The following is a 1,201-nucleotide window of genomic DNA, read 5'->3' on the forward strand; positions in this document are numbered from 1 at the left end:
ACCCCCGACCCACCCCCACCCCCGAGCCCGGCAGCCCCCGCGGCGGGCGCGGGCCGGGCCCCCGGTCCGGGACCGGGCTCGGAGACGGGTGGGGGTGCGGTGGCGGAGAGGCGGATCAGCCGGGACTCGCAGTGGTCGAGCCAGCGGGCCTCGGCCTCGGTCTGGAAGATCAGCTGCTCCAGGACGAGGAGCCAGGCGATGTCGTCGCGTTCGCGGGAGCCGCCGCCTTCGAGGGCGGCGAGGGCCTGGGCCTTGAGGCGGGTGTAGTCCTGCATGGCCTTCACGGTGTGGCGGCGCTGGGACTGGATGACCTCGCGGATGTCGACGCCGGGTGCGCCGACGGCCATGGCGAGTTTGATGGCGAGCTCGTCACGGGCGGGGCTGGTGCGGTCCACGGGCTGTTCGAACCAGGTGTGCAGCTCGGCGCGGCCGGCGTCGGTGATCGCGTAGAGCGCGTGGCCGGCGCCGTCCTCGCCGTTCTGGGCGACCAGGCCGTCCCGTTCGAGGCGGCCCAGGGTCGTGTAGACCTGCCCGACGTTGAGGGGCCAGGTGGAGCCGGTGCGGGACTCGAACTCGGTGCGCAGCTGGGAGCCGTAGCGGGGGCCGTGTTCGAGGAGGGCGAGGAGCCCGTGGCGGATCGACATACCGAGTATGTATACCGGGTATGTCGAGGGGGGCAACCGTCGTGAGGGGGACCCGGAGGGTCCGCCTCAGGGGGGACCGGGCGGGGCCGGGAGGGGGTCAGCGGCGGCGCAGCCGGAGGCCGAGGAAGCCGAGGCCGAGGCCCATCAGGGTGAGCCCCACACCGAGGGTGAGCAGGGGAACGGGCTGGTCGGAGGTGGTGGCGCCGTTCCGTACGGTGAGCTGGTGGGCGGCGGCGGGGTGGCTGGCGCGGGCCGGTGCGGGGCCGACCGTGGCCTCCTCCTCGGGTACCCCGGCGTCCTCCTCGGGGAGGCGGTCGGCGTCGGTGGATTCTGTAGCGGTTCTGTCACGTGAGGGGGTGGCGGAGGCGTCGGGCCCGGTGGGGACAGCCGGTTCGGGGCGGCCGGGCCGGGCGCGGCCCTCTCCGGCGGGCCGGCCGGCGAGGGAGGGGGAGCCGGTGGGCGTGGGGGCGTCGCTGGTGGGGGCGGCCGGCTTCCCGGGGCGGGGGGCGCCGGACCCGGCGGGGGCGGTGGTGGCGCCCGTGGCGCGGGGGGAAGGG

General features: G+C 76.4%; 1 protein-coding gene and 1 pseudogene. Both read right to left on the bottom strand.

Annotated elements, in window-relative coordinates; genetic code table 11:
* Positions 1 to 644 (bottom strand): PadR family transcriptional regulator (locus tag IF73_RS0136995; RefSeq protein WP_031015896.1); only part of this gene is annotated, 644 nt, incomplete at its 3' end.
* A 97-nt stretch (positions 645 to 741) separates the two neighbouring features.
* A pseudogene (locus IF73_RS41720) lies at positions 742 to 1,201 on the bottom strand (hypothetical protein); the annotation flags it as partial.

The sequence above is a fragment of the Streptomyces sp. NRRL F-5727 genome, assembly GCF_000719555.1.
Taxonomy (GTDB): Bacteria; Actinomycetota; Actinomycetes; order Streptomycetales; family Streptomycetaceae; genus Streptomyces.